Origin of the sequence: Mongoliitalea daihaiensis, from assembly GCF_021596945.1 — a bacterium.
GTDB lineage: Bacteria > Bacteroidota > Bacteroidia > Cytophagales > Cyclobacteriaceae > Mongoliitalea > Mongoliitalea daihaiensis.
The window spans coordinates 3,348,258-3,370,562 of sequence record NZ_CP063779.1 but is presented as its reverse complement, the minus strand read 5'-3'; the positions used below and the strand labels follow the sequence as shown (position 1 = coordinate 3,370,562).

Below are 22,305 nucleotides of genomic sequence, written 5' to 3'. Positions count from 1 at the left end.
GATATGTCAATGAGAACCAACAATGCTGGTATACAGCTTTTACACCACTTTGAGAATTGCAGACTTACTGCATATCTCTGCCCTGCCCGTGTATGGACGATAGGCTGGGGCAATACCCGATACGAAGACGGTACGCCTGTGAGGCAAGGAGATACCATCACACAACAGAGAGCGGATCAATTGTTTTCGAACATCCTCAGAACATTTGAACAGGGAGTTGCAAGACTGGTAAGAGCTCAGTTAAATAGCAACCAGTTCAGCGCATTGGTAAGTTTCGCCTATAACGTAGGCCTCGGAGGATTTCAGCGTTCCCAACTTTTAAAACGTGTAAATGCAAACCCAAGCGATCCTGCTATCAGGCAGAAATTCCTTAACTGGACAAAAGCAGGTGGAATAAGGAGTAACGGTCTTATTAGACGCAGAAACGCAGAAGCTGACTTATACTTTAACCCTGTAATTAGATAAGCTATGTTGAGTACAATCATTGAATTATGGCCTATCATTTTATTGCTGATTGCAATTGCATGGGGATTGATCGAAGCTTATTTTCTAAATAAAGGGAATGCGGATAAGATTGAAAAGCTTGAAGTTACGGTCTCCCGGAATGAGGAAACAATGAACCTCATAAAAACGGAACTTCATGAAACAATGAAGGAAAATTCTAAACAAACTAACGGAAACTTTGAAAAACTTACAAAAGCTGTTACCGAGCTTGTTACCACAACTCAGGTATTGGCGACAAAAATTGAATTCCTCAAAGATGGAAAAAAAGGATGTGAAAACAACTGCAATTGCAATACTAAACCTGCTCGTTCTCGCCGTTCTAATGGGACTGTGGCTAAATGATAGTATGTCTACTGAAGAATTTGTAATCACTCTTGCAGCGATTACATCTGCGCTAACATCTGTTCTCGGATATTTTAGTGCAGACAAAAACGAAGAAAATTTATAATCATAGGATAAGTCCGTGCCGGGGTTAAAACCATTTCAGCAAATAGCTCTTTAACCGAACCCCGTAGCACGGCTCCTTTTTAAACGGACAATAATGGCACAGCTAAAAATAGGGATACAGCTTTCCCCTGATGGAAAGAACATCATTGTAACGGATCAGACCGATTGGCCATCGGATGGAGTCGAAAGATCTGCTCTTAATCTATTTTTGTTCTATGGCCACCAGATGCATGAACGAAAGGAACATGTCGCCACAACTGATTGGGGGCCAAAAACAGTTCCATCATGGACGCTCCAAGAAGCAAAAGACGGAGTGTATGATTTCCTGATGCTTGGTGTTTTAGATTATGATCCGGAGGCAGAATATAGCAAAAACAGTCTGATTGTTTTTGAGGATCAAGTTTACGTTGCAATCAAGAACCTAACAGAAGGCATTTCACCATTGGTACCTAACTGCTGGGAGCTTGTGGAAAATCTTAGTCATATACTTGATCTTTCCTCCTTCCCCAATAGTCACTTCATTATTGGGCATTTTATCAAAGACACAGACACTTCGATTTGCATTGGTGAAAAGGCTATTGCTTACGCGAAACAAGACTGCGGATGTAGCGATAAATGTTCGATGATAGAGGATTATTCCTGGACAACCATCTACCATGCTGCAGCTATTTATGCTTTTGGTTTTGGTGAATATAGTCAGGCAGGTAAATTCCTTTCCATGGCTTTACAACGTTGCGGAACTTCGGAAGCAAAAAAAGAACCTTGTAACTGTCACTAACAATGGAGCAAAAAATAGAACTTCTGATCAATGTAGCTGCCCAAAAGATTGTTGAAATTGCCCGTGATGCCCGTGAAAAACAGCTTCACGGATTTGATGCAGACCATGAGTTCTGTTTGCTCACAAGGCTTCAGGCGATCATATTTAGGCTCAGGCATGGTGGTCCTGTTTCTTTGGGAGAACTCAGGAACACAGAAGAGCTTTTGAGTAATATTGGAGAGCGAAAAAATTTCCCTTTCAGGCCAATTGTTACTCAACCAAATATTGAGATCAAACCAAAAGACCCTTGTTGTGACGGGACTCTTGATGGTAGAATAACAGATCTTCAACAGCAAGTAAACTATCAGCCACCTACCCTAAGGCTTACACCGGTCGGACTTAATGAAGGTACCTATGAGGTAGGTCACGGCGATTTTGTAATTGATGTCAATTGGAGAGCCAACAAATTCCCATTAACAGTAATTACGATTCGTTACCCAGAAAATGAAACAAGGCTTAGCGAAAACCTTGTGGGAACCGAAGAGGAAGTCATCATAAATCTTGCAGTTGCCGAAGCAGTCACACGTAGGATCAACGGTTTTTACAACGACAGGACAGCATTCAGGGGTACGCATTTATTAGCACAGGATGAACTTAATTTCAGGACTGTATGGCCATGCTATTGGGGGACAGCTCCCAAAGATGCTTTTGATGATGCAGAAGACAAAAATGCATTTATACGCTCGCTTAACAGGGAATTAGAATGCTTTACCTGTATGGATATCGTCATTCCTGAAGGGCATGTGTTCTGGTATTTTTACAGGCATACAGGATTACGAAAGCTTGTCACGGTAGAAAACGGAAAAATAGAAGGCTCCTTCAAGGGCATTCATGAAAATTTCAGAACGCAGTCCATGGAAGATAACGATGTTCCGGGAGGCATTGATTACGGGGTTATCAGAACAGACCATGAAAGCCTTGGGTGTGTAAGGATATGTATTGATACGGTACAGTGTCCTGAGACAAATTTTGACATAGAGTTCCCGGAGGAAGAAGTTCTTAGAGAGGTGCAAGATCCTGAGCAAGAAGATACCATCACCATCGAAGGTTCATGGTCTGAGTTGGTCTGTACTGGTTCAATTGAATAATATTTAATCGAAAAGAAATGGCAGTCAATACAGGAAAAAAATCATACACAGAAGTAGCTGAAACCTATGCCCCCCAAAGGAATCTTCCTTTCCCTGTTACCGAGCAGCGGTTTGTAAGGGGTGGACATCAAAACTTCTGGACTATTGAACAGCGTGACGAATTTCCTATGGAAAGACGTTGGCCTTACATGACCTGTACTATCAGGGACGTAAGCTATATCTTAAGTGCGGACATGACCGAGTGGAGACCGTTTGACAGAGGTTATCTTGTATTGAATCCGAAAAGAGCCAAAGAGCCTTTCTATGTGGTATTCCCTTTTGATTTTATTGTACTCGGAGCAACATCGGTAAATGCCATCATCCACAATGAATTCATTTCGGGGAAACCTGGGGAGCGGAAGCTTATTGAGATTTCGGGCACTCAGGGATCGGTGGTAACATTTGAAATAGCGAGGGTATATGTGGGTTAGTTTTCTCAAATCATCGGGCGAAAGCATACAGACAAGATGGGCAGGAAAAACCTGTTCTGCATCTTCTGTATCCTTTCAGAATCGGTGGGCAGGAAAACTATGTGAAAAAGATACACTGACTTTTGAGGCAGAGCATACCGATGGGCTTTGTGTTATAGATAAAGTAGAGTATTCAGGGATATGGGGAGAATCTATTTGCAGACTTGACAGAATTGATTTCAACGGCAAATGGTCTGGGAATATCTGTCAAAAAGACCTTGTTGAATTTTCGGGTATCTGGAATACTCCTTTGTGCAATCTTGACAGAGTTGATTTTGCAGGTAATTGGGGGTCAAACGTATGTCTCAAAGATCAAATGACCTATGAGGCTGATTTTGGGAATGAGGTATGCGGTCTTGATAAGCACGAATATTCAGGATCTTGGGGAAGCCCTCTATGCTTACAAAACAATGTCAATCTTATAGGTACTTGGTCAGTGCCTGTTTGTACGCAGGACTCAGTAGCTGTTTCGGGAGCATGGTCGCAACAAGTGTGTAAGAAGGACCAAACGATCATTTCGGCAAATTGGTCTTCACTTTTCTGCTTAAAAACAGACCAAGCGCATACAGTAGAATTTGGTGATGCCTCATGTCTTGTTGACCGTATCGACTTTGGAGGTATCTGGCATAGGCAGATCTGCAATCAGGAACAGCAAGAAATAGAAGGACTTTGGGGCGGTCTTATTTGTGTAACAATTTAATCATATGATACGATTTGTAAAAAACGGAAATTTTAGAACATCCACCGTGACAATCAAAAGGTTTGTCAACGGGCAGGAATCAACTGCAGATGGTTTTCCTATTGTTGAATCCTTATTGGAACCGTTCGGTTCTTTTGAGCAGATCAGTAATGATCAGTTAATTTCGCTGACAAATTTTGCTTTCCAACAACGAGTAAATGCTTTTAGGACATATCTGACAAACAAATATTCTTTCCTTGCTCCTACCGATTTTACTAATCAGGCCTTTGGAACAGATAGCTCTTTGTGTGTTCCTGGTACGATTGTAAGTGAAAATTCCATAGAGATCACAAACGATACGAATATCACTATATTCTTTGACAGTTCAGGTTCGATGAATTCAAGCTTACAGCCTTTGATAACCATGCGAAACACACTGTTAAGGGATGCCTTGCTTCCTTTTTATGGAAATGACAATGAAGTATATGACCAGCGTGTACGAGTAATTTCAGAAGCAAACGAAAGGACATTTTGGATGCTCAACAACCGTGGACAAGAATTTAATGGCCGTAACCTAATTATGATATTTCAGGATGAAGCTGCGCCTGTCTATACCTCTTTTACTGCTATTACACCACGCACGACCACTTTCAATAATGACATTACCGATTTAAGAAACAGGCTTTCGGCCCTTCCACAAAACTCTTATCGTGGTATCATCTTTCAAGTCACACGTATTCAGTCAGACGGCCTAAGGTTCAAGGAACTTATTGAAGCAGTCCAAAATGGAATCCCTCCTTATGAGGTTCCTTTCGGCTTATCAGACCGCACAGAGTTTGGTTATTCCTACGATATTCTTAACGGTGGCACACCACAATACTACATGGATTTAGTAATTACCAAAATGAGACAATTAGGTTATAGAATTTAAATTATGAGCACATTTGTAAACAACGGAAATTTCAGGAACTCAGTCCTGACACTGGTCAAAAGAATCAACGGTGCAGTAGCTCCCGGATGGCCAAAAAGCTACAACATTTTAAGCGAATTCGGTTCGTTCCCCGCTATTACTCAACAGCAGTTTGCGACTATGACCAATGGCGAGTATAACACAAGACTGACTGCGTTTATGGATTTTGTGAATACCGACAATCCGGAGTTTGACCTTGCGCAGGTAAACATTCAGGGAGTGGCATTTGGATCGGATTCAGTAGCATGCCCTGTTAACAATGTTCCACCTACTGTTCTTACGGTAGTTGAAGCAGGAGCCTCCATGCAGCCATTAACCGGAGGTGAAAACGATGTTTGGATGGATTGGTCAATTAGAGTTTCTGAACCTGTTACTCAGCCAACGCCTTACTTCTTTGATGTAGAAATCAGAAGCATTATTAATGGCTCTGTATTAAATACAGTTCAAGTTAGCGGTGTAATACCTGCAGGAAGTGATAGGCACGATTCAAGAAACGACAATGACTTTATTTACATTGCCGAGGCAGATCAACCGCCTTTCCAGGTTAATCCAGTTGCGCTTATCAACACAGTAATTTTAGGTTAATATGTTTCTTGTCAACAACGGTAGATACAGAAGATCCGTTTTTGTCATCAGAAGATTCTTGGACGGGGTTGAATCCTTTACCGGAGGATTCCCCGTTTTTGAAGATATCAGAAGGGGTTTTGCAGAGTTTCCCGAACTCGAAGATGAGGAATTCAAATCCATGTCCGAAACGGATTATCAGCAACGGCTTGGTTCTTTTTACTCATACCTTGCCCTTAAATATCCTTTCTTCAATGTCTCAACAGATATTCCAGATGAAAACGATCCTGAAGTAAATTCAAATGGAACGGATACAGACACTTGCCCAATAGACTTCCCTTCCGGAAGTTCAGGAAGGTTTGTACTGAGGACTCTCTTTTCTCAGCAAGGAAATAACCACTTTGCAGAAATAAGAATTGCGCTTGTCAATAGAGCGGGGCAAGAAGTGCTATCTCCAAGGCCAATAATGCTTACAACAATCATTAAAGATATTGTCGGAATGCCTTTGGAAGAGTGGGATTTAATCGAAGGTACGGTACGTGAATTCACCATGAATACAGGTGAATCGGAAGTAGTCGTCTATCCGATGTTTCAATTCAGAGGCGAAGGAGAAATCAGATCAGCTCAAGTTGTTCTTGAACCACTTTTCGGAGAAGAGCCTTTTTCAACTGGATTCCCGAACAAAGTAACGGTATCTTTTAATGAGCCTTGTTTTTTGTTCAACCATGTTTCTAACTTACAGCAGGCTTTTCAGGAAATGATCAGCCAACAAAAAGCACAGGAAGCTGTAAATTCTTCGCAAGGAATTAAGCTTCTTGGCAAAAAAGATTATAAATTTATATTCGAGCCTGACCAGCCAAAACGACCTGTCTTTATTTACCCTAAATCATGGGGTAAACTTTTCTCTGTAACTACAAGCGAGTTCAGGGAAATCAATATCCTTCAAGGCGGAGCATTCCTACTTAACAACAACGAACCATTCGAGTACACTTTGGAGATTGACGGAGAGCCCGTGCAATGCTATGTATATGCAGCAAGGGCTATGGTAATTTATCCAAACACAGTAGAGTATTTATTCAGGTTCTAATGTCGAAAAGCCTACCTGTAAGTTTCAGAATACACATCCCTGAGCCTATTGAGGTTAAAATGGTTTCCCAAACTATAGTGGAAAGGAATGCCATTTCAAACCTTGAAAGGTTTCAGGGCCTTTGGACGTATGTAGTCTCAGAGGACGTATTTTATTACCTGTCGGGAGGAACGACAAATGATCATTGGAAACCATTTGGATCAGTTCCAAGTGTCATTGAAATCTTAGACGAATTTACAAATGAAAGACAAGCCATCATTTCCGGATTTGCGCTCAAAAATTACCTCGACCAAAACTATGTCAGTAAAGCTGAACTTGCCAAAGCCCTTGAAGAATTCAGGAATGCAAATGCAGGTTCATCTATCACACCCGAGCAAATTGAAAAATGGGACAGTATTCAGGGGGATTACCATAAAAAAATCAATTTTCCACAACCGAAAATGATTTGGAATGTACCCTTTGAGCAAACAGAAAAACAGCCTGCCCTGCAATGCTTTAACCTTCGAGGTCAAAAAATTTACGGGCAAGAAATCCAATTCGATAAATTCATAATTATAAACTGGTCTTCACCCACCGCAGGATACGTAACACTTAACTAACAACAAAATGCTTTTAGGAAATCACTTAGATTTTGACAGCAACGAAGCACAGAATGTGGTCATTCACAACGTTGCTACACTTCCCGCCAGTCCTCGGAATGGGATGATCGTTTATCTCACACAGGCAGGGGCACAGGGTCTTTACCTCAGAAGAGAAAACCACTGGGTAAATCTCGGGGAGGTACAAGCTCTTGAAAACGGAGCTATTCAAATTACGCCCGTATCAGGAGTACAGTTTCTTTCTGTTCGTGTGGATGGTCAGACACTGGAAATAAATGCAGCCGGTAACGTAGCTGTAAGGCAGAACGGTATTGGTACGCGTGAAATCGATACGGCTAACGTAAGGTTAAACAACTTTGCTTCGCCAAACGCTAACATAAGTATGGCCAATTTCAGGATCACAAACCTTGGCTCTCCCATCAACAATTCAGATGCGGTAAACAAGGAATATGTCGATTTGGAGATTGCCCAAAAGATTGCTGCCATGGGTCAGTTTATGGGAGATTGGGCAGGCCCTGGTTATCCAGCTACAGGATCAGGAACAGGAGGCGCAGTCGTAAGAGGTGACTGGTGGAAAATTACCGCAGCTTTTACGCTTGGAGGTGAACCAGTAGAAGTGGGCGATGCGCTATTTACTCGTGTTGATGCGCCTGGTCAAACAGCTACAAACTGGTTTGTGCTTCAATCCAACGTGGGAGAAGCAACAAGTACGGCACTCGGTCTTGTAAGGGTATCTACATCGGGAGACTTAACGGCTGTCAATGGTGCCAATACATCGAGAGTTGTAAGAATAGCTGACTTGCTTGCAAGAACTTCCACTGAAACAAGGACAGGTTTATTGAGGCTTGCAACACAAGCAGAAGTGTTGGCAGGAACGGCTACCGATAGAGCAGTAACGCCTTCTACATTGTCTGTATTTGTGAACACAGCTTTAAATTCAAGAGGTTTTGTCGCTCAATTTGGAAACGGGACTGCTACTTCTTTAGCTGTTACACACAACCTAAACACACGGAACATCATAGCGCAAGTGGTTGAGAACTCTACCGATGAAAGACAGGTATTGGTTCCCGTGAGAAAAAACACAGCCAATCAGGTGACAATTGATTTTAGGGTAGCACCTACCAACAACCAATTTAAAATCCTTATTTATAGAGTAGATTAAGATGAGAGTACTGAACAGTCTTTTTCTTGAAAATCTTGATACGGTCTCTCCCAACAACGGGGAGACCTTTTTAAAGTTACGAGCCAATGGCGAGGTTGTCAGGGCTACGCTTGTTTCATGGGATGAAGTGACGGACAGGCAAATTTTCAACAGGACTGTTTCGGGACTTGCACCTGCTCCGGGAGGATCTACTACTACAAGGTATTTAAGAGAAGACGGTACATGGGTAGTTCCGCCAAATACCACTTATTCTGAGATTACAGAGGCCGAATCTGATTCACTTACTTCGTCTACCATTAGGCTGATAACAGGTCGTAGGCTTAATTCTTGGGCATCCAGACAGGGATTCTTGACCTCTCTTCCATCCCATACGCATGCTGCCTCTGAGATTGTTTCAGGAGTTTTGGCTACTGCAAGGCTCGGTACAGGAACAGCCAATAACTCTGTATTTTTAAGGGGAGATGGCACATGGAATCAAGTCTCTTGGGGAAACCTTACAGGTGTTCCTGCAACATTTGCACCTGCAGCACACAATCTAAATTCCCATTCAGATGTTTCCATTGCATCAGTGGCCACAGGGCAGCTGTTGCGGTGGAACGGTTCTGCATGGGCAAACTGGACACCAAACTTTTTGACAAGTTTTACGGAGACTGATCCGACTGTTCCGGCACATGTGAAGGCCATCACAACAGGCAACATTTCAAACTGGAATACAGCATTTAACAGAGGCGATTTCAGGGATTTTGGGCTTGGGATTAACACACAAAATGTTCCAGGCATATTACTTTCTTCGCTTACACACACGCAGTTTTATTCCCATTCAACTGCTGACGCACCAAGTGATGCCCCTATTGCTTCGCAATCATTGGGAATCCACATGCATAATCCTTGGGGGAGAGCGCAAATATCCATACCCAATACAGGGTCTCAGCAAGGAGAAGTTTTTGTTCGTTCAAGCGGTAATACATCAGGTACTAATTTTCAGTCTTGGAGAAGACTTTGGAGTGATACGCATTTTTCCCAAACAGATATCAACAACTGGAACTCAGCATTTGGATGGGGTGATTTTAGGGATTTTGGATTGAGTTCTAATAGTACAGCAACATGGTCTTCACTTACACAAGCAGAGTCATTCAACCAAGGTAACCGTTTTGTTTCTGCTAATAGTGCTGTTAATACACCTTTTGCGAGTGCAGGTGTTGGTATGAATTTTTCATACGGAACAGGAAGATCAAGCCAATTGTGGTTAAATAATATTGGAACTTTACAGTTTAGGGTATCAAGTGCCAATAACACTTGGGGTCCCGTTAGGACGGTTTGGGAAACTAATAATTTAGCTAACCCAATCCAAGGTACAGGTTCAAATGGTCAAATACCATTTTGGACAGGTGCAGGTACTCAGGGTGGGAATAGTGGGTTAACTCTTGACACCACGGGTAACGTGTCTCTTTTGGTTGGTTCTGGTCAAAGGGTTAGAATTTCAAGTTCAACAGCAAACTCTATAATAGATTTATTTGGAGATACAAATAATATAATAAGAGATTCAAGTAATGTTGGAATTTCATTTCAGACTAATGGTAATAATACAAGATGGTCAATTCTATCCAACGGTATTTTCCAATCAACAGGAACTCAGACTATCCAGACTTCAACTGGAAACCTAACCCTTGCAACTGGTGGGGGGAATGGGAATATATTGTTGAGTCCTAATGGGAGTGGGCTTGTAGATATTGTTTCACAAACAGTTTCAGGAAATTCAAATGCATTATTTGTAAGGCAGGTAAGTTTTGATGCAGGTGCTTCTGTTAATATTATACTTAGTTCAAGGGGTCAAACAGAAAGAGCTTCTGTAATTTCTTCAATAGGTGAAGGAAATCTCTCTGGGAATGGTCAGAGTTTAGCTTTTTTCACTTCCGCAAACGGAAGCCTACCAACAGAAAGAATGCGTATCACTTTTGGAGGAGACATTCTTATAGGAACTACCACACAATTGGTGGGTGGTGGTAGGTTGCAAGTAAACGGTGACATCACTTCAAACGGAACAACGAGAATTAACGCACCAACGGCAACAATATGGGGTGGTCTTAGAGCTGCTAATACTGCCCTGATAATAAGTCATAATGGAGCTTCTGGTTCATCAAGAAGAATTTTATTTAGACCTCTTGGAGATGTAAATTCAAGTTCTGAGGTACAGATTGATCAATTTGGAACAATAACTACTGCATCTGATGGAAACTCTACTCAATGGAATCAGGCCTTTGGATGGGGCAACTTTAGAGATTTTGGTTTGGGTGATAACAACATCACTTTAAACGACGCACAGTTTGACGAAATATCCAGATTTTCTGGTTTTTATAGGTCAACAAGTGGGTCTAATTCTTCTGGTGCTACTATTGGGTACTTTCATTTCAGATTTGATTCTCAAAGAGCGGTTCAATTTGGATCAGGTATTGGTAACACTTTCAGAGGAAGGTCTTGGATAGGAGCAAATAATTGGAGTCCTTGGGTTGATTTTTGGCACACAGGTAACCTTAGAAGTGATGCCCAGAATGATACCAGATATGTTCAGCGTTCAGGAGACACGATGACTGGCTCTCTTACAATGAACGCAGAATTGTTTCTTAACAACTCTCGCCAAATAACCACCAATGGAAACGGGAACGGGAGTACACACGGTTCAGTATCTATCAGTGATAGTGGTTCAGTTTGGAAAGGCATAACTTTTCCTCAAGCGACAGGTCATCCAGTATTAATGTTTGCTTCTGATTCACAAAGATGGGGTGTCTGGAGGAATACCGGTGGTTGGCAAATGGAATGGACTGGTGGAACGTTAACAATCGGTGAAGTTCCCTGGGCAAGGTTATCAGGAATTCCATCAACATTTAATCCTTCAGCGCATACTCATAATGCTGCTGATATTAACGCAGGAGTTATGGCATGGGCAAGACTTCCATTGGACGGGTTAACCAATTCAAGAACTTCCTCTTCCACTACCCTTGCCCTGAACGCTGCAGGAATGAACAACCATAGAACATCTGGTGATCATGATGCAAGGTATCTAAGAAGAGATCTTTCTGCACGAACAATAAGCGGAATATGGGCAGGAACTCAAGCTCAATATAACGCACTATCTCCCGATCCAAATACTATTTACTTCATAACAGACTAACTATGCCTATTTTCTTTCCAAATGATCAGATATTACAAATGGGTAAAATACTAAGGGGAAATACCAAAGTAGCGAGAATCTACCGAGGAGCTACCTTAATATGGCCTATTGTATTTAGATTTTTTGTGAACAGTCAAACTTTTGGAGGTACGCATAAAATAGCAATTGCTGACGTTCCTCAACTAAATGATATAGATGGGGTTATTGTGTCGGGCCTTGCTTCAAACTCTCCTTCACTTGGTAGTCTTTGGAGATCTTCTGTTAACTCTACGTTTATTACCCAAGTAAGAACTAACCCAAGCTTTAGGGATGTAATGTTTACAGGCGTTATTTCTGGTTTTGGTTTTGGATTAACTTTATTATGGATAGCCGTAGGTGGAAACGGAACTATTCTTTCATCTTCAAACGGAACAAGTTGGACCAGCCATAATTCAAATACTTCGGTACACCTAAACGGCATAGCCATGAACAGAAATGGAGGAATTGTTTTGGTTGTCGGTAATGATAGAAGGATTGTCAGAAATCCAATACCAGGCTCATTAGCTGGCACCTGGACAAGAATAGGTGATGTATCATCAGGGCAGCATTTAAATGATGTTGTGTTTGCTGATTTTGGTAGCACTGGAAGATTTGTTGCCGTTGGACTAAATAGAACAATCATTTATTCAGATGTAAACGTGACTTTTTTTGCAACAATACTTCCTCTTGTACAACTACCATCTGATACAAATTTTGTATCTGTTGATTTTGGTGATGGTGAAATAAGAGCGTTAAGTTCAGATGGTACAATCGTAAGAAGTACTAACGCTATTGATTGGACTGTTTTTGGAAATGTAAATGCCCCAAACATTTTGTCATACAATGTAATTAAGTTTATTGATGGCGTGTGGTATGTGGGAGCGAGACCAAGTAACCCTGTATTTGAAAGCCTATTTTATGAAATCGAAGGGCAGTGGTATAGTATTGCTGTTTTTAATCCAGATAACATTAGGCTCAACCAAGATGTAACAGATATAATAGGGTTTAGAAGAGGTATCCTTATTGCAGGATCAGGAACAATTGTCGCAAGAAATTTTGATTGATTTTATGAATATTATTTATATTTATACTTTATAATAATAAAATACATGACAGCTATTATTTCTTACAAATCCAATAACTTCGGATTTACATTTCCCGAAGCCTGTGTTGAAATCGAAGAGATATCATCACGAAGAAACCAGAACTTCTTTACCGAAGATGGTCAGTTCAATACACTTGTCCGTTTAAGGGTATGGGCAACAGAACAGGCAAGAACCGACGGAAGACAACCTATTGATATTATCGAGAGGTATGCCAATATTAATGAGGTTGAAATTAATTCCCTCCATGAAAACGTATTTGAATCACTATTCCCAACTGAACAATGAGCAAGACACAATTAAAAAAGTCCATCGAAGAAATCGCGCCGCAGGAAACGGTACAACCTGAGGTTAAAGAGCAGATCCACCTTGTAGCTTATAAGCACGAATTCATTGACCAGCTCGGCAGCTATCTTTCTACTAAGCCGTGGGCAGAAGTAAACGGCTTATTGACCGAGCTTCAAAAAGGGCAGGTCGTAGCTGTTTAAATTGTTTGATTTCAAGCAATAGGAAATTAAACGTTTAAATTGAGGGGGCTTGTGGGTCTCCTCTTTTTTTTGGTTCTGGGATTTTTTAATTTCAAATCACTTTCCACCAGACTAATTTTGACATGTTGACAACCAAAGAACTCCGGGATTTGTATCTGTCTATTGAAGAGAAAGACAGTGATGGTGCAATGTTTTTTATCGCACAGCATTTTGATGATAGCTATTGTCTACTGGATGAAGACGGCTTTTCGATTACCATCTTTTACGGCAAGTTGAATGCTGCAATCTATTATGAGAACAGGCATTCGGAAGAATCATTTTTGGATTTTTTAGGTGTGGTCGATGCACGTCTTGAACTGATTGTTTTCCTCGGTAGAATCCTTCAACTCTACGGTCATGATCTATCTGACTTTGAGGAACAAATGAAAGCTGAGGCTGAAATACTTTTTAGGAGATTGAACATTGATTAGTACATTATTGAGTGTTCCAGTAGGCGTCCCATGCCTCTTCACCACTCATCCCACCCCAAAGAAAGTTATCGTCTATATCATGATCATCAGCAGGACTATCATACTCAAAATAATTTTCTTCAATCTCATCCTCAAATTTTTCTAAATCATGATAGTAATTTTCATTTAAGCTACCTAATCTTTTTGATAATAAGGTTATTGCTCGATTATTTATAACATTAACATCAATTGCCTTAATGAACGAACTTAGTTCATTTTCTATATCACTAAAAAATTTTTTATTTACACTTTTAAATTTTTCCGCTTTGGAAAAATATCTTCTACTTACAAATTTAAAACTTATTAAAACATCGTTTAGGAGGGATAAATAATCAACAAAGTTTTTTTCTTTGCTTAAAATAAAGCTTTCAGAAAATTCAACTAATGATTCTATTAATTCAGATTCATTAAAATAATTTAGGAATTGAAATTCTGCTTCAGCAAGCTGACTATTATTTGCCGGGTACAAGTATTTAAATATTAAATTTATTGAGGCTAATTTTAATTTTAATATTTCTTTTTTGTCAATAATGTGGAAATTCTGATTTTTAATTGAGTCTTGAAAATTATTTATAACTTTTTGACTTTCATTTTTAAAAAGAATTTGATGAGGGAGAAGACTATCTAAATCTTGAGCATCAACCTTAAAACTAAAGGTTGAATTTTCGTTAAGTTCACTAAGTAAGAACATAACATCTTCCATTAACAATGTATATTGATTTTCATAAATCTTCTGGAAAAAAACTTTATAAGAAGACGCTAAATTATTTTCTAATTCCATAAGACTTAAAATAATATTTTTAAAATACTATAATAAAAAAAAACCAGCATTAAATAAAATTCAGTTAAAGAAATATACCAAAATCGAATAAAAATTGTATAATTGTTTCCAGCAGGGGAAAATACTGCTACTGGCCATACATTTAAATAGATCCTACATATGTCAGCTTTTTCAAAAATCTTTGATACAAATTTTAGTTCTTATGATTTCTGACATTACTATTATCATTGGAAATGATAATATTTTTAAAGAATTAGCGCAAATCCAATTCAATTAAATTAATGGGAAGGTGAAATGTTAATTGCAAAAAAGGAGCTATAAGCTCCCTATTCAACCATTTAAGATATTACAAATTTGTAAGAAATAAATTAATCATAAATTCTATACAGTTCAATATTATCCATACTGCTATAATCATTTGAATTTAATATAACAGTATATGTTTTTTCAATAACATTACCAATTCCATTTTTAGCTGAGCAAGAAAGCTTAACAGCAACTTTGTTATCCTCAAAATACATGATCACATTATCTCCTGTCTGTATTGGAATATAACTGAGCTGATTTTGCATAGAGAGCATTAACTGAATATTAGCATATTGAGCTATATTAAAAATTTTCTTATCCAAATCTTGTCCTAAAAATTTACTTAATCCTTCTGTATCAAGTCTGAATGAAATTTTCGTATAATCCTTTTTTCCATTAATCAAATCTATTTTAAATGGATTACTTTGCGCTTTAATCTGATAAATAACTATTAAAAATAGAAATAGACTAAATGATATTTTTTTCATATAAATTATAAAATAGTATTAGTTTTATATATAATTAAGACCAAACCAAGGCCCACCATTCAAACATAATGAAAAAATTTATTTTGAACAGTATAATCAATCCATAATACACAATTTTCTTTATTTAAAAATCTCTCTTCATGTAATAAAAATTAATACAAAGTAAACCGAATTAAATAAAATTGAACAAGATTCAATAATCGCAAAATATTTTTCATTTTTTAAATTTTTAATTTTTTTCCAAATATTATAAAAAATCTTTAATCCGTTGAAAAACTTCGTTTTTAACTGATTAAGAACATTAAATAGATAGATTTAATGACTTGATTAATAGAGATATATGTTAAATTGAACAAAGTTCAGAATTTAGTGAAAATGCATTAAGTTAGTTTTTATATTAAAAAATTGCTTGGCATATTTGTGTATGGAGAAGTTAATGGTAGCTCTGGCAATTTCAGAGCTTATTATCTCTATCTTAGAAATTTCGGAAAAAATATGGAGATCCTATCGGGCAAGATATAACTCCATATAATTTCCGAAAATTAAGATAAGGTAATTTCGATCCGTATCTCTTGACTTTTCATAGAGAATTGCAAACGGAGATACGAAGAGGCGGTGCTCGAACACCGCCTATTTTTTTGTAAATTACATCATAAAAATCTTAAGATGTAAATTTTTATCAAACTTATTTTAAATAAACCTCAAAGTTTTTTTAAAAATAAAGCAAACTTTTAATGACAGAAATGTGTATTTTTTTTTTGAAAAAACACTCTTAACTATCTGATTTAATGATCTTTAAATTATTTTAATTTAAAGATCTGCTTTTTGATACTCATTTCTTGATTGAATAAGAAACCCAAGTTCAAACTCAAGCCTCTTGATTTTTTCAACAGCCTTATTGTAATCTGGATTTGTTGTAATAGGAAAGAGATCAGTCCAAGAATCCTCTGCTTTTTTCAGCAGGTTTTTATACTTGGTTATCGTTGCCTTTTTACCTGTTATTTTATCTTGAAGCTTTTCAAATTCTGACTTGGGTTTGCTATTATTACCCCACCGCATATCCACTTCATATCTGGGATATTTGATTTGCAACAATGCAGCCCTGTACTTGAAATACCAGTCAAAGCTGCATCTTGTATGCCATCTGAGTTCTTGCCATTGAAGGCTTTCTACAAGCTCCCCTCCTTTTTTGGTCTTGACCGTTACGATCACCCAATGCCTGACTTCATTAACGTTCATAATGTTTACCCCCTTTCAGCATGGTCTACCGCATCATGGAATTCCCCGAAAAAGACCAGTCCGATTTCATCATGGTTTACATGCCACTCACCGAAGTAGCTGTTATAGCCGATTGAATAGCCGTTTATTTCTATACTCTGGCTAAGAAGTTTTAGAGTTGTTTCAGTATTTAGTGTCAACATGATTCTATTTGATTAATTGAATGATACTTGTCATAGAAATCCAAAGCCTCTTCCAACAAGTAAAAGGTTTTGTCATATCTGCAGCTCCTTTTGTCAACCACGACCCAACGTTGCGATTTCAGCAACTCAGGTTCAGGCTCTTTTTTTGAAGCACTAATTCTTTGTTTTGCATATTTAATCGCTTCATCAATGGTGTCCTGACTGAACATTCTGCCGCCTGTCCAATGCTCAGGTTTTTTATCATAGTCGTAATAGTAGTGGAAAAGACCAGGCTTTATCATCCTTCTTTTCTGTACTACATATCCTCTCTTGTCTTGGTTATAATAAACAGTGATCACAACATACTTCCCCGGCCCGGGGGGCATATTGTCAAGCGTAACCCTTGCGTTTTTCCTTAGCCACTTTAGCTTTTGGATTAAAGTATCTGGCTGTTTTTCTTGACTTTTTTTCATTGATTTTTAATTGTCTATTGTCTACCTCGTCTACTATTTCAATCATGTATCCCTGCTTTTTGAGAACCCCAGAAATGCTTAGAATGAAATTCAATCTCTCATACTCGGAATCCAATAGGAAGAAAAGGCGTGTGCCTTCCCTTCCTTCGAATTCTTTCATAGACCTGAAATTCCTCTCCATAACTTCGAGTGCTTCAACCCTTTCAGAATACTTGTCTAAATCAATAAATACCCTATTCGTGTACTTCATTATAACTCTATGTTTTAAATATGATTTTTACTCATACAAACAACTCAAAAATATCCTCGGGCATTTCGAGTGCCAGAGTTTCTTTCTTCGGCTGTTCATAGGCTTGTTGGTTTTCTGCTGCTTTCTTTTTTCTGTACTCTTTTTCCTCGTATTCAGGAAGCCATTTCTTCCCTATACATGCTCGCATATTGAATTCATCCCACAGCTTCTCGTTCTTAAAGTACAAGTGTACCGTACCCTTTTTGAAGAATTTGATTTCAAAGAAATCAGACTCAGCTGTATTGTCGAAAGTTCCTGAATATACTTTTCCAAGTTCATTAAACTTATCTTCCAAGGCTCTTTCAATAGTATAGCATTTATTGACATCCTTACCTGTCAGGTAGCACATGACTGTATCTATATCTCGATATGCAGAGGTTTTGCTGTAAGCTATCCCGAACTTATCTCCGTACTTTTTGAGGTCATGAGCACTCATATACTCTCCATACCTGACATAATCGGGCAATACCACTTTCCTTGAAACTTTATACTTGTCATTAGATTTCCATCCTTCAACGTGTACTCTATTTTCTTTGTGATATTTAGTGAACTGCTCAAATACTCCAACCACTGCATTTTCAAGAATAGTAATCCTATTGTTAAACAGGAACTCAATGAGATTGAAAACATTTGCCTTATTGAATTCCATGTTCCCTTGATCAGCAATAAACTTGTCAAAGTTTTGAAGTACTTCACTGGTCATGTACTTCTTAAAATCGGCCTGATTGATAACCTTTGACCACATGTTTTTGCGCACAGTCTTAACAAACCTGTTGTATTTTCTACGTTTTCCAGTCTGTTCATCAGCTGTTTTGACAACTTCTCTGATCCTGAGATAGTCGGTAGTAATGTGGTTCGAGTAGAATTCAAGCTCTTCCATAACAGAAAGATATTTCACGTAGGCATCTTTGAGCTTTTCAAACTGCACCATCATGTTCCCGATCAGGTCAGAGGTAGCTACTGTGTTAGAAAACGTGCTGTCATCAAATTCAAATTCCCGTTTATCGGCAACTTTTTCGAAGTTGAAATCAAACATATTTTCTTTCGCTTCTTTATGTAGCCTAACCATAGCTACATTGACATCGGTTTTTCTTTCCGCATCAGTAAAGCAGTTACCCAGATACTCTACTGATCCGTGTTCTTCAATCAGATTGCAAAGCAGTTTTCTTGTAGAAGTATAAGGGTTTTTTACAGTCTCTTCATTGAGTAGGCAAACGATATCTCCCGAATGTAGAATATTCCAGGCATGCAGTAAATGTTTGTCTCCGTTGCTGAAAGGAGGATTCATGATAATCAGATCAAAATACATATCCCCATCGTATTGGAGAAAATCATTTGATATGACCGCATAATTCTTTCCTTTCAATGTCTCTACAAGCATAGGATCACGTTCACAAGCATACATTTCTACGTCTCTCAATTCAAGATCTGAGATAACATCGAGAATATTTCCCGAACCGGCAGAAGGTTCAAGTATTGTTTTACCTGCAAGGCCGCTTCGATAATAGGCTTGTGGACTGAGCCATCCACTGACATCTATCTTAGCGATGTAAGGCTCAATCATTTTCATTACAACCTCCTTGGGTGTGGGGTAGAACTCTGGATCAAACATGCTTTGGCTTTGGTTTTGTAATTGGATTATTTAACATCTCAATAGTCTGTTCTACGGTAGTTCTCAGGTCTCCCATTTTAACAAGTACCTTGTTTCCCTGATTGTTAAGAAGAACAAAGCCTGTGGTTTCGTTATCAAGTTTTTCAAACATATCATAATTTGCAGCAGCAAACTGTACAAGAGCATAGTAACTTGGCCATATATGTTCGGTCACTCGGTGGGTGGTGAACAGTGTCCTTCTGGAAATCATACTTTCCACATATCTGAACTGCTGGGAAGCCACAAAGGCTACAGGCTTGACCATTCTTTGTATCTCCATATATACTGAATGCCCACCTTCGTGGTGGAGTTTTCTTAGCAAGTCAAAAGTGACTACTTCACCTTTGACAAGGTTTTTGGATATTCTTATCATCAATTGATTACTTTAAATTTTTTAAGCGTTTCTCTTTTGAAAACCGAGCTGTCCTCGGACCATGAGTTGATGAACTCTTCATCATCTTTTTTAAGCTTGATCCTGTCAAACACCAACTGGTATTCATAGGAAACAACATTCATTTTTAGCTGTGGCCTTTGTGTGTAATCGATAATCCTTGCTTCCTTAAACCCAAGCGTTTCAATAAAGTCCATCATGTCAGACTCATTTTCTGTTGGAATAGGTTCAGTAAGAATAAACACCGATACTCTGTCAGGGCCTATGCCAAAAGCAAAGGGAAGTTTTTTGTGTACTTCCCTGATAATTTCTCGTATCATTAGTCCATCATAAATTCAAGAAGGTCTTCAATCAGAGCTACAGGTTTACGTTCTTTCATGAGTGCTTTTTCATCCAAAACAGGAGCTTGTTCATAACGGAATCTTGCATCACAATTTTTTACTTTACAGTTCTTGCAGGTTTCTTCAGATGGTTTTGGCTTCCATCCACGTTGCCTGATGTTCTGGTATATTGCTTCAGCTTTATTGATCCGTTCAAACATGATCCTTTTCTTGAAGTCGTCAAGTCCTTCATAAAAGATCCTGTATTCCCTTTCTGATTTTTTGTAGTCAAATACCGCATACAAAAATCCAACATCATCACCAAGAACCTTTGAGACAACATAAGCATACATGTACGCTTGCAGTTTGTCCATCTGATCGTAGTTTCCCCAAGAGATTTTCCCGAAAGTTGAATTCAGGTCAAGCGTAAGTTTAATGTCCATTACGCATAACCTTCCTTTGTAAAGGGCAAGACTATCAATGGTGATAAACAGGGTAAGCAAGTCGTCGTACTTGTATTCTATTTCCTGTTGTCCATCAATAATCTGTATGCCTTCCTTCTCGAGAATTTTAGGGAAGTTTTCAATCTGTTCGTCGATTCGTTGTTTGTGGATTTCGTATCGTCCTCTTTTAAGCAAAGGATAAATAGGAACCTCCCCTGATTTGGGGAGATTGCCTAATATCTTATACTCAAAATAAATACCCCTGAACATATAAATTGAGGGGTCACTTTCGCATTCATTGTCCACGTAGTAGGCTTTAACCTTACGTGGGCACATTCCATAAGAGGTCAGCTCTTTGATAAGAGACTGATTCATTCTGATTGGCATAGCTATACAGCTCTCGCTTCGTTTTCAAGTTCATTGTACTTCATTTGACAATCGAATATGATGTCTTCCTTTTCAAGCCCGTCTCTGTTTTTCTCCACGATAATGATCATCTTATTGGCGCAATTCCATTCTTCAATACCTTTGAATGGTATAGATTTAAACCTGTTACCAGGTCTCCATAACAGTACAAGAATATCGGAGTCTGCTTTGATTGCGCCTGATTCCATGATGTGGGATTCGTTCGGGCGATGATAGGTAACTTTGTATTTGTCACCAGACAATTCCTTGACAAGCTGTGAAAGCACAATGACTGTTGACTTGTGGTCAAGACAAAGTGATTTCAACCCTTGGGAATTTTTGATAGTGTTTACCCTCATATCCGAGCCTGACGATTCGATCTTACCAATATGATCCACAAGGAAGATGTGCCGTTTGCCTGGATTTTGCATCACGAACTTGCGAGCTTTCATCTTGATCTTATGGATGTCCATTGTTTCGTACACGATTTCAATCGGCCAGTCCTTGATATCTTTGGCAGCAGACTTCAATCTTTCGGATTCCTGAGGTGTAATTTTATCCCTTCCGGCTGCATCGAATTTCAGAGTGTTTACCTTGGCATGCCTTGAAAGCAGTTTCTTGTAAATCCTTTTCTCTGACATTTCCATGGAAAAGAAACAGATAGCTATCTTTTCTTTGTGTCTGGTACAAAGCCTGTACATCAAATCCACAAGGTAAGTAGTCTTACCTGTACCAGATTCAGCACCTACTGTTATATAGGAATCACGTTTGATACCACCAAAAACCATGTCCCAGTCATGAAGGCCTGTGGTCAAGCCTTCATCTTCTGGGTCAGGATTGATGATGTCTTCGTAAGCATCTATAACCGTAATGTTGCTGTTTCGAGACTTCCCAGAATCATCAATACCGATAACTGATTTTGAAATCTTTTCGATGATCTCACCAATCGGTCGGTTTCTGTGGAAGTCATTATTTGCAGTAATCAGGACGTCATGATAAATGACTCTTGACCTATATGCATCGCTTACATCTTTGATGATGTTTTCAAGCGAGTCTGTTGGATGGCTTGAATTGATGATTCCCAAATGGGCGATCAATGTATTCAACTGGTAGCTGTCACAGGTACGCATGATTTCAGAAACTACGTTCTTGTAGTTAATCTTGCGTTTACCCAGGAACATATCTACCATTATGCCGTAAATCTGTCTGTTGCTGTCATTGAAAAAGATGTTTGGATCTATGCGGTTAAGCCAGTCCATTTGTTCATCTTCATCATTCATAAGGGCATGAACAAGTTCTGCTTCCTTAATTGGGTTTTTGATCCTTTCAGCAGGATTCCATTTTTCTAATACCTCAGTCACAGATCCACTTATTTATGTTTAAAGGCCTGTATTCTGCTTGCTTTCGAAATTTTCTTTCCCAAAATTTCCCGATGATTGCATGGCTTAACTTGCCTTTTGCTCCATCAAAGGTGTTATTCATCTGGTTCATTTTATCAATGGCATGCTCTGCAGTAAGACCGCCATAAATAGCCTTATCCAAAACCCTGATAGCTTCACTCCTCTCGTCAAGCCTGTCGCTCACATTGGATGCAAACAGGGCATTGAGTTTTTCATACAATTGTTCTCCGGTCATTTCGTTTCAA

27 protein-coding genes are annotated in these 22,305 nt (G+C 38.8%); 16 read left to right on the top strand and 11 right to left on the bottom strand.

Features of this window, described 5'->3' with window-relative positions:
• The first annotated feature begins 3 nt into the window (after positions 1–3).
• From IPZ59_RS14305 to IPZ59_RS14230, 16 genes are all read left to right on the top strand, one after another.
• Positions 4–465, top strand: coding sequence for a lysozyme (locus IPZ59_RS14305; protein ID WP_236136727.1), 462 nt, complete (start codon positions 4–6; stop codon positions 463–465).
• A 3-nt stretch (positions 466–468) separates the two neighbouring features.
• Positions 469–846 carry a hypothetical protein gene (locus tag IPZ59_RS14300; protein WP_236136726.1) on the top strand — a complete coding sequence of 126 codons (378 nt, stop codon included), beginning with the start codon at positions 469–471 and terminating at the stop codon, positions 844–846.
• A gap of 199 nt (positions 847–1,045) precedes the next feature.
• A complete protein-coding gene (locus tag IPZ59_RS14295) occupies positions 1,046–1,729 on the top strand; it encodes a hypothetical protein (protein ID WP_236136725.1) in 684 nt (227 codons plus the stop codon).
• 2 nt (positions 1,730–1,731) lie between these two features.
• The gene (locus IPZ59_RS14290) at positions 1,732–2,856 is read left to right on the top strand and encodes a hypothetical protein (RefSeq protein ID WP_236136724.1); all 1,125 of its coding nucleotides are present in this window, start codon (positions 1,732–1,734) and stop codon (positions 2,854–2,856) included.
• Positions 2,857–2,873: 17 nt separating this feature from the next.
• On the top strand, positions 2,874–3,326 hold the full coding sequence (locus IPZ59_RS14285) for a hypothetical protein (RefSeq protein ID WP_236136723.1): 453 nt from the start codon (positions 2,874–2,876) through the stop codon (positions 3,324–3,326).
• On the top strand, positions 3,316–4,065 hold the full coding sequence (locus tag IPZ59_RS14280) for a hypothetical protein (protein WP_236136722.1): 750 nt from the start codon (positions 3,316–3,318) through the stop codon (positions 4,063–4,065). The genes IPZ59_RS14285 and IPZ59_RS14280 overlap by 11 nt, the downstream gene beginning before the upstream one ends.
• Positions 4,066–4,069: 4 nt before the next feature.
• A complete protein-coding gene (locus IPZ59_RS14275; protein WP_236136721.1) occupies positions 4,070–4,975 on the top strand; it encodes a hypothetical protein in 906 nt (301 codons plus the stop codon).
• Between the two features lie 3 nt (positions 4,976–4,978).
• Positions 4,979–5,599 (top strand): hypothetical protein, encoded by a 621-nt coding sequence (locus IPZ59_RS14270; RefSeq protein WP_236136720.1) that lies wholly within the window; start codon positions 4,979–4,981, stop codon positions 5,597–5,599.
• Position 5,600: 1 nt separating this feature from the next.
• The gene (locus IPZ59_RS14265; RefSeq protein WP_236136719.1) at positions 5,601–6,665 is read left to right on the top strand and encodes a hypothetical protein; all 1,065 of its coding nucleotides are present in this window, start codon (positions 5,601–5,603) and stop codon (positions 6,663–6,665) included.
• On the top strand, positions 6,665–7,264 hold the full coding sequence (locus IPZ59_RS14260; RefSeq protein ID WP_236136718.1) for a hypothetical protein: 600 nt from the start codon (positions 6,665–6,667) through the stop codon (positions 7,262–7,264). The genes IPZ59_RS14265 and IPZ59_RS14260 overlap by 1 nt, the downstream gene beginning before the upstream one ends.
• Positions 7,265–7,271: 7 nt before the next feature.
• Complete coding sequence (locus tag IPZ59_RS14255; protein WP_236136717.1) at positions 7,272–8,426, top strand: hypothetical protein; 1,155 nt, start codon at positions 7,272–7,274, stop codon at positions 8,424–8,426.
• 1 nt (position 8,427) lies between these two features.
• Positions 8,428–11,595, top strand: a complete 3,168-nt coding sequence (locus IPZ59_RS14250; protein WP_236136716.1) for a phage upper tail fiber protein — start codon at positions 8,428–8,430, stop codon at positions 11,593–11,595.
• 2 nt (positions 11,596–11,597) lie between these two features.
• Entirely contained in the window at positions 11,598–12,677 is a 1,080-nt protein-coding gene (locus IPZ59_RS14245) for a beta propeller repeat protein (RefSeq protein WP_236136715.1), read from the top strand.
• Between the two features lie 45 nt (positions 12,678–12,722).
• Entirely contained in the window at positions 12,723–13,004 is a 282-nt protein-coding gene (locus tag IPZ59_RS14240) for a hypothetical protein (protein ID WP_236136714.1), read from the top strand.
• Positions 13,001–13,204, top strand: coding sequence for a hypothetical protein (locus tag IPZ59_RS14235; protein WP_236136713.1), 204 nt, complete (start codon positions 13,001–13,003; stop codon positions 13,202–13,204). Before IPZ59_RS14240 ends, IPZ59_RS14235 begins: the two co-directional genes overlap by 4 nt.
• Positions 13,205–13,326: 122 nt before the next feature.
• Positions 13,327–13,674 carry a hypothetical protein gene (locus tag IPZ59_RS14230; protein ID WP_236136712.1) on the top strand — a complete coding sequence of 116 codons (348 nt, stop codon included), beginning with the start codon at positions 13,327–13,329 and terminating at the stop codon, positions 13,672–13,674.
• 4 nt (positions 13,675–13,678) lie between these two features.
• Here IPZ59_RS14230 and IPZ59_RS14225 read toward each other — a convergent pair whose 3' ends face one another.
• The 11 genes from IPZ59_RS14225 to IPZ59_RS14175 form a co-directional block, all read right to left on the bottom strand.
• On the bottom strand, positions 13,679–14,494 hold the full coding sequence (locus IPZ59_RS14225; RefSeq protein ID WP_236136711.1) for a hypothetical protein: 816 nt from the start codon (positions 14,492–14,494) through the stop codon (positions 13,679–13,681).
• 368 nt (positions 14,495–14,862) lie between these two features.
• Entirely contained in the window at positions 14,863–15,288 is a 426-nt protein-coding gene (locus IPZ59_RS14220; RefSeq protein ID WP_236136710.1) for a hypothetical protein, read from the bottom strand.
• 810 nt (positions 15,289–16,098) lie between these two features.
• Positions 16,099–16,527: a hypothetical protein gene (locus tag IPZ59_RS14215; RefSeq protein WP_236136709.1), complete on the bottom strand. Its 429-nt coding sequence runs from the start codon at positions 16,525–16,527 to the stop codon at positions 16,099–16,101.
• Between the two features lie 175 nt (positions 16,528–16,702).
• Positions 16,703–17,161, bottom strand: a complete 459-nt coding sequence (locus tag IPZ59_RS14210) for a hypothetical protein (RefSeq protein WP_236136708.1) — start codon at positions 17,159–17,161, stop codon at positions 16,703–16,705.
• Positions 17,079–17,411 (bottom strand): hypothetical protein, encoded by a 333-nt coding sequence (locus IPZ59_RS14205; protein ID WP_236136707.1) that lies wholly within the window; start codon positions 17,409–17,411, stop codon positions 17,079–17,081. The genes IPZ59_RS14210 and IPZ59_RS14205 overlap by 83 nt, the downstream gene beginning before the upstream one ends.
• Before the next feature lie 31 nt (positions 17,412–17,442).
• A complete protein-coding gene (locus tag IPZ59_RS14200) occupies positions 17,443–19,062 on the bottom strand; it encodes a class I SAM-dependent methyltransferase (protein ID WP_236136706.1) in 1,620 nt (539 codons plus the stop codon).
• Positions 19,055–19,474, bottom strand: coding sequence for a hypothetical protein (locus IPZ59_RS14195; protein ID WP_236136705.1), 420 nt, complete (start codon positions 19,472–19,474; stop codon positions 19,055–19,057). Before IPZ59_RS14195 ends, IPZ59_RS14200 begins: the two co-directional genes overlap by 8 nt.
• Positions 19,474–19,812: a hypothetical protein gene (locus IPZ59_RS14190; RefSeq protein ID WP_236136704.1), complete on the bottom strand. Its 339-nt coding sequence runs from the start codon at positions 19,810–19,812 to the stop codon at positions 19,474–19,476. Before IPZ59_RS14190 ends, IPZ59_RS14195 begins: the two co-directional genes overlap by 1 nt.
• Positions 19,812–20,630 carry a hypothetical protein gene (locus IPZ59_RS14185; protein WP_236136703.1) on the bottom strand — a complete coding sequence of 273 codons (819 nt, stop codon included), beginning with the start codon at positions 20,628–20,630 and terminating at the stop codon, positions 19,812–19,814. Before IPZ59_RS14185 ends, IPZ59_RS14190 begins: the two co-directional genes overlap by 1 nt.
• A 14-nt stretch (positions 20,631–20,644) precedes the next feature.
• A complete protein-coding gene (locus tag IPZ59_RS14180) occupies positions 20,645–22,021 on the bottom strand; it encodes a DnaB helicase C-terminal domain-containing protein (protein ID WP_236136702.1) in 1,377 nt (458 codons plus the stop codon).
• Positions 22,014–22,295 (bottom strand): hypothetical protein, encoded by a 282-nt coding sequence (locus tag IPZ59_RS14175; protein WP_236136701.1) that lies wholly within the window; start codon positions 22,293–22,295, stop codon positions 22,014–22,016. Before IPZ59_RS14175 ends, IPZ59_RS14180 begins: the two co-directional genes overlap by 8 nt.
• Positions 22,296–22,305 lie beyond the last annotated feature (10 nt).

Excerpts from the sequence above, each read along its gene's own strand:
- IPZ59_RS14225 (WP_236136711.1), bottom strand. The coding sequence starts at position 14,494 with ATGGAATTAGAAAATAATTTAGCGTCTTCTTATAAAGTTTTTTTCCAG.
- IPZ59_RS14240 (WP_236136714.1), top strand. The coding sequence starts at position 12,723 with ATGACAGCTATTATTTCTTACAAATCCAATAACTTCGGATTTACATTT.
- IPZ59_RS14195 (WP_236136705.1), bottom strand. The coding sequence starts at position 19,474 with ATGATAAGAATATCCAAAAACCTTGTCAAAGGTGAAGTAGTCACTTTT.
- IPZ59_RS14200 (WP_236136706.1), bottom strand. The coding sequence starts at position 19,062 with ATGTTTGATCCAGAGTTCTACCCCACACCCAAGGAGGTTGTAATGAAA.
- IPZ59_RS14275 (WP_236136721.1), top strand. The coding sequence starts at position 4,070 with ATGATACGATTTGTAAAAAACGGAAATTTTAGAACATCCACCGTGACA.
- IPZ59_RS14205 (WP_236136707.1), bottom strand. The coding sequence starts at position 17,411 with ATGAAGTACACGAATAGGGTATTTATTGATTTAGACAAGTATTCTGAA.
- IPZ59_RS14270 (WP_236136720.1), top strand. The coding sequence starts at position 4,979 with ATGAGCACATTTGTAAACAACGGAAATTTCAGGAACTCAGTCCTGACA.
- IPZ59_RS14285 (WP_236136723.1), top strand. The coding sequence starts at position 2,874 with ATGGCAGTCAATACAGGAAAAAAATCATACACAGAAGTAGCTGAAACC.
- IPZ59_RS14260 (WP_236136718.1), top strand. The coding sequence starts at position 6,665 with ATGTCGAAAAGCCTACCTGTAAGTTTCAGAATACACATCCCTGAGCCT.
- IPZ59_RS14220 (WP_236136710.1), bottom strand. The coding sequence starts at position 15,288 with ATGAAAAAAATATCATTTAGTCTATTTCTATTTTTAATAGTTATTTAT.
- IPZ59_RS14295 (WP_236136725.1), top strand. The coding sequence starts at position 1,046 with ATGGCACAGCTAAAAATAGGGATACAGCTTTCCCCTGATGGAAAGAAC.
- IPZ59_RS14280 (WP_236136722.1), top strand. The coding sequence starts at position 3,316 with ATGTGGGTTAGTTTTCTCAAATCATCGGGCGAAAGCATACAGACAAGA.
- IPZ59_RS14175 (WP_236136701.1), bottom strand. The coding sequence starts at position 22,295 with ATGACCGGAGAACAATTGTATGAAAAACTCAATGCCCTGTTTGCATCC.
- IPZ59_RS14185 (WP_236136703.1), bottom strand. The coding sequence starts at position 20,630 with ATGAATCAGTCTCTTATCAAAGAGCTGACCTCTTATGGAATGTGCCCA.
- IPZ59_RS14290 (WP_236136724.1), top strand. The coding sequence starts at position 1,732 with ATGGAGCAAAAAATAGAACTTCTGATCAATGTAGCTGCCCAAAAGATT.
- IPZ59_RS14190 (WP_236136704.1), bottom strand. The coding sequence starts at position 19,812 with ATGATACGAGAAATTATCAGGGAAGTACACAAAAAACTTCCCTTTGCT.
- IPZ59_RS14230 (WP_236136712.1), top strand. The coding sequence starts at position 13,327 with ATGTTGACAACCAAAGAACTCCGGGATTTGTATCTGTCTATTGAAGAG.
- IPZ59_RS14250 (WP_236136716.1), top strand. The coding sequence starts at position 8,428 with ATGAGAGTACTGAACAGTCTTTTTCTTGAAAATCTTGATACGGTCTCT.
- IPZ59_RS14305 (WP_236136727.1), top strand. The coding sequence starts at position 4 with ATGTCAATGAGAACCAACAATGCTGGTATACAGCTTTTACACCACTTT.
- IPZ59_RS14235 (WP_236136713.1), top strand. The coding sequence starts at position 13,001 with ATGAGCAAGACACAATTAAAAAAGTCCATCGAAGAAATCGCGCCGCAG.
- IPZ59_RS14215 (WP_236136709.1), bottom strand. The coding sequence starts at position 16,527 with ATGAACGTTAATGAAGTCAGGCATTGGGTGATCGTAACGGTCAAGACC.
- IPZ59_RS14255 (WP_236136717.1), top strand. The coding sequence starts at position 7,272 with ATGCTTTTAGGAAATCACTTAGATTTTGACAGCAACGAAGCACAGAAT.
- IPZ59_RS14245 (WP_236136715.1), top strand. The coding sequence starts at position 11,598 with ATGCCTATTTTCTTTCCAAATGATCAGATATTACAAATGGGTAAAATA.
- IPZ59_RS14300 (WP_236136726.1), top strand. The coding sequence starts at position 469 with ATGTTGAGTACAATCATTGAATTATGGCCTATCATTTTATTGCTGATT.
- IPZ59_RS14265 (WP_236136719.1), top strand. The coding sequence starts at position 5,601 with ATGTTTCTTGTCAACAACGGTAGATACAGAAGATCCGTTTTTGTCATC.
- IPZ59_RS14210 (WP_236136708.1), bottom strand. The coding sequence starts at position 17,161 with ATGAAAAAAAGTCAAGAAAAACAGCCAGATACTTTAATCCAAAAGCTA.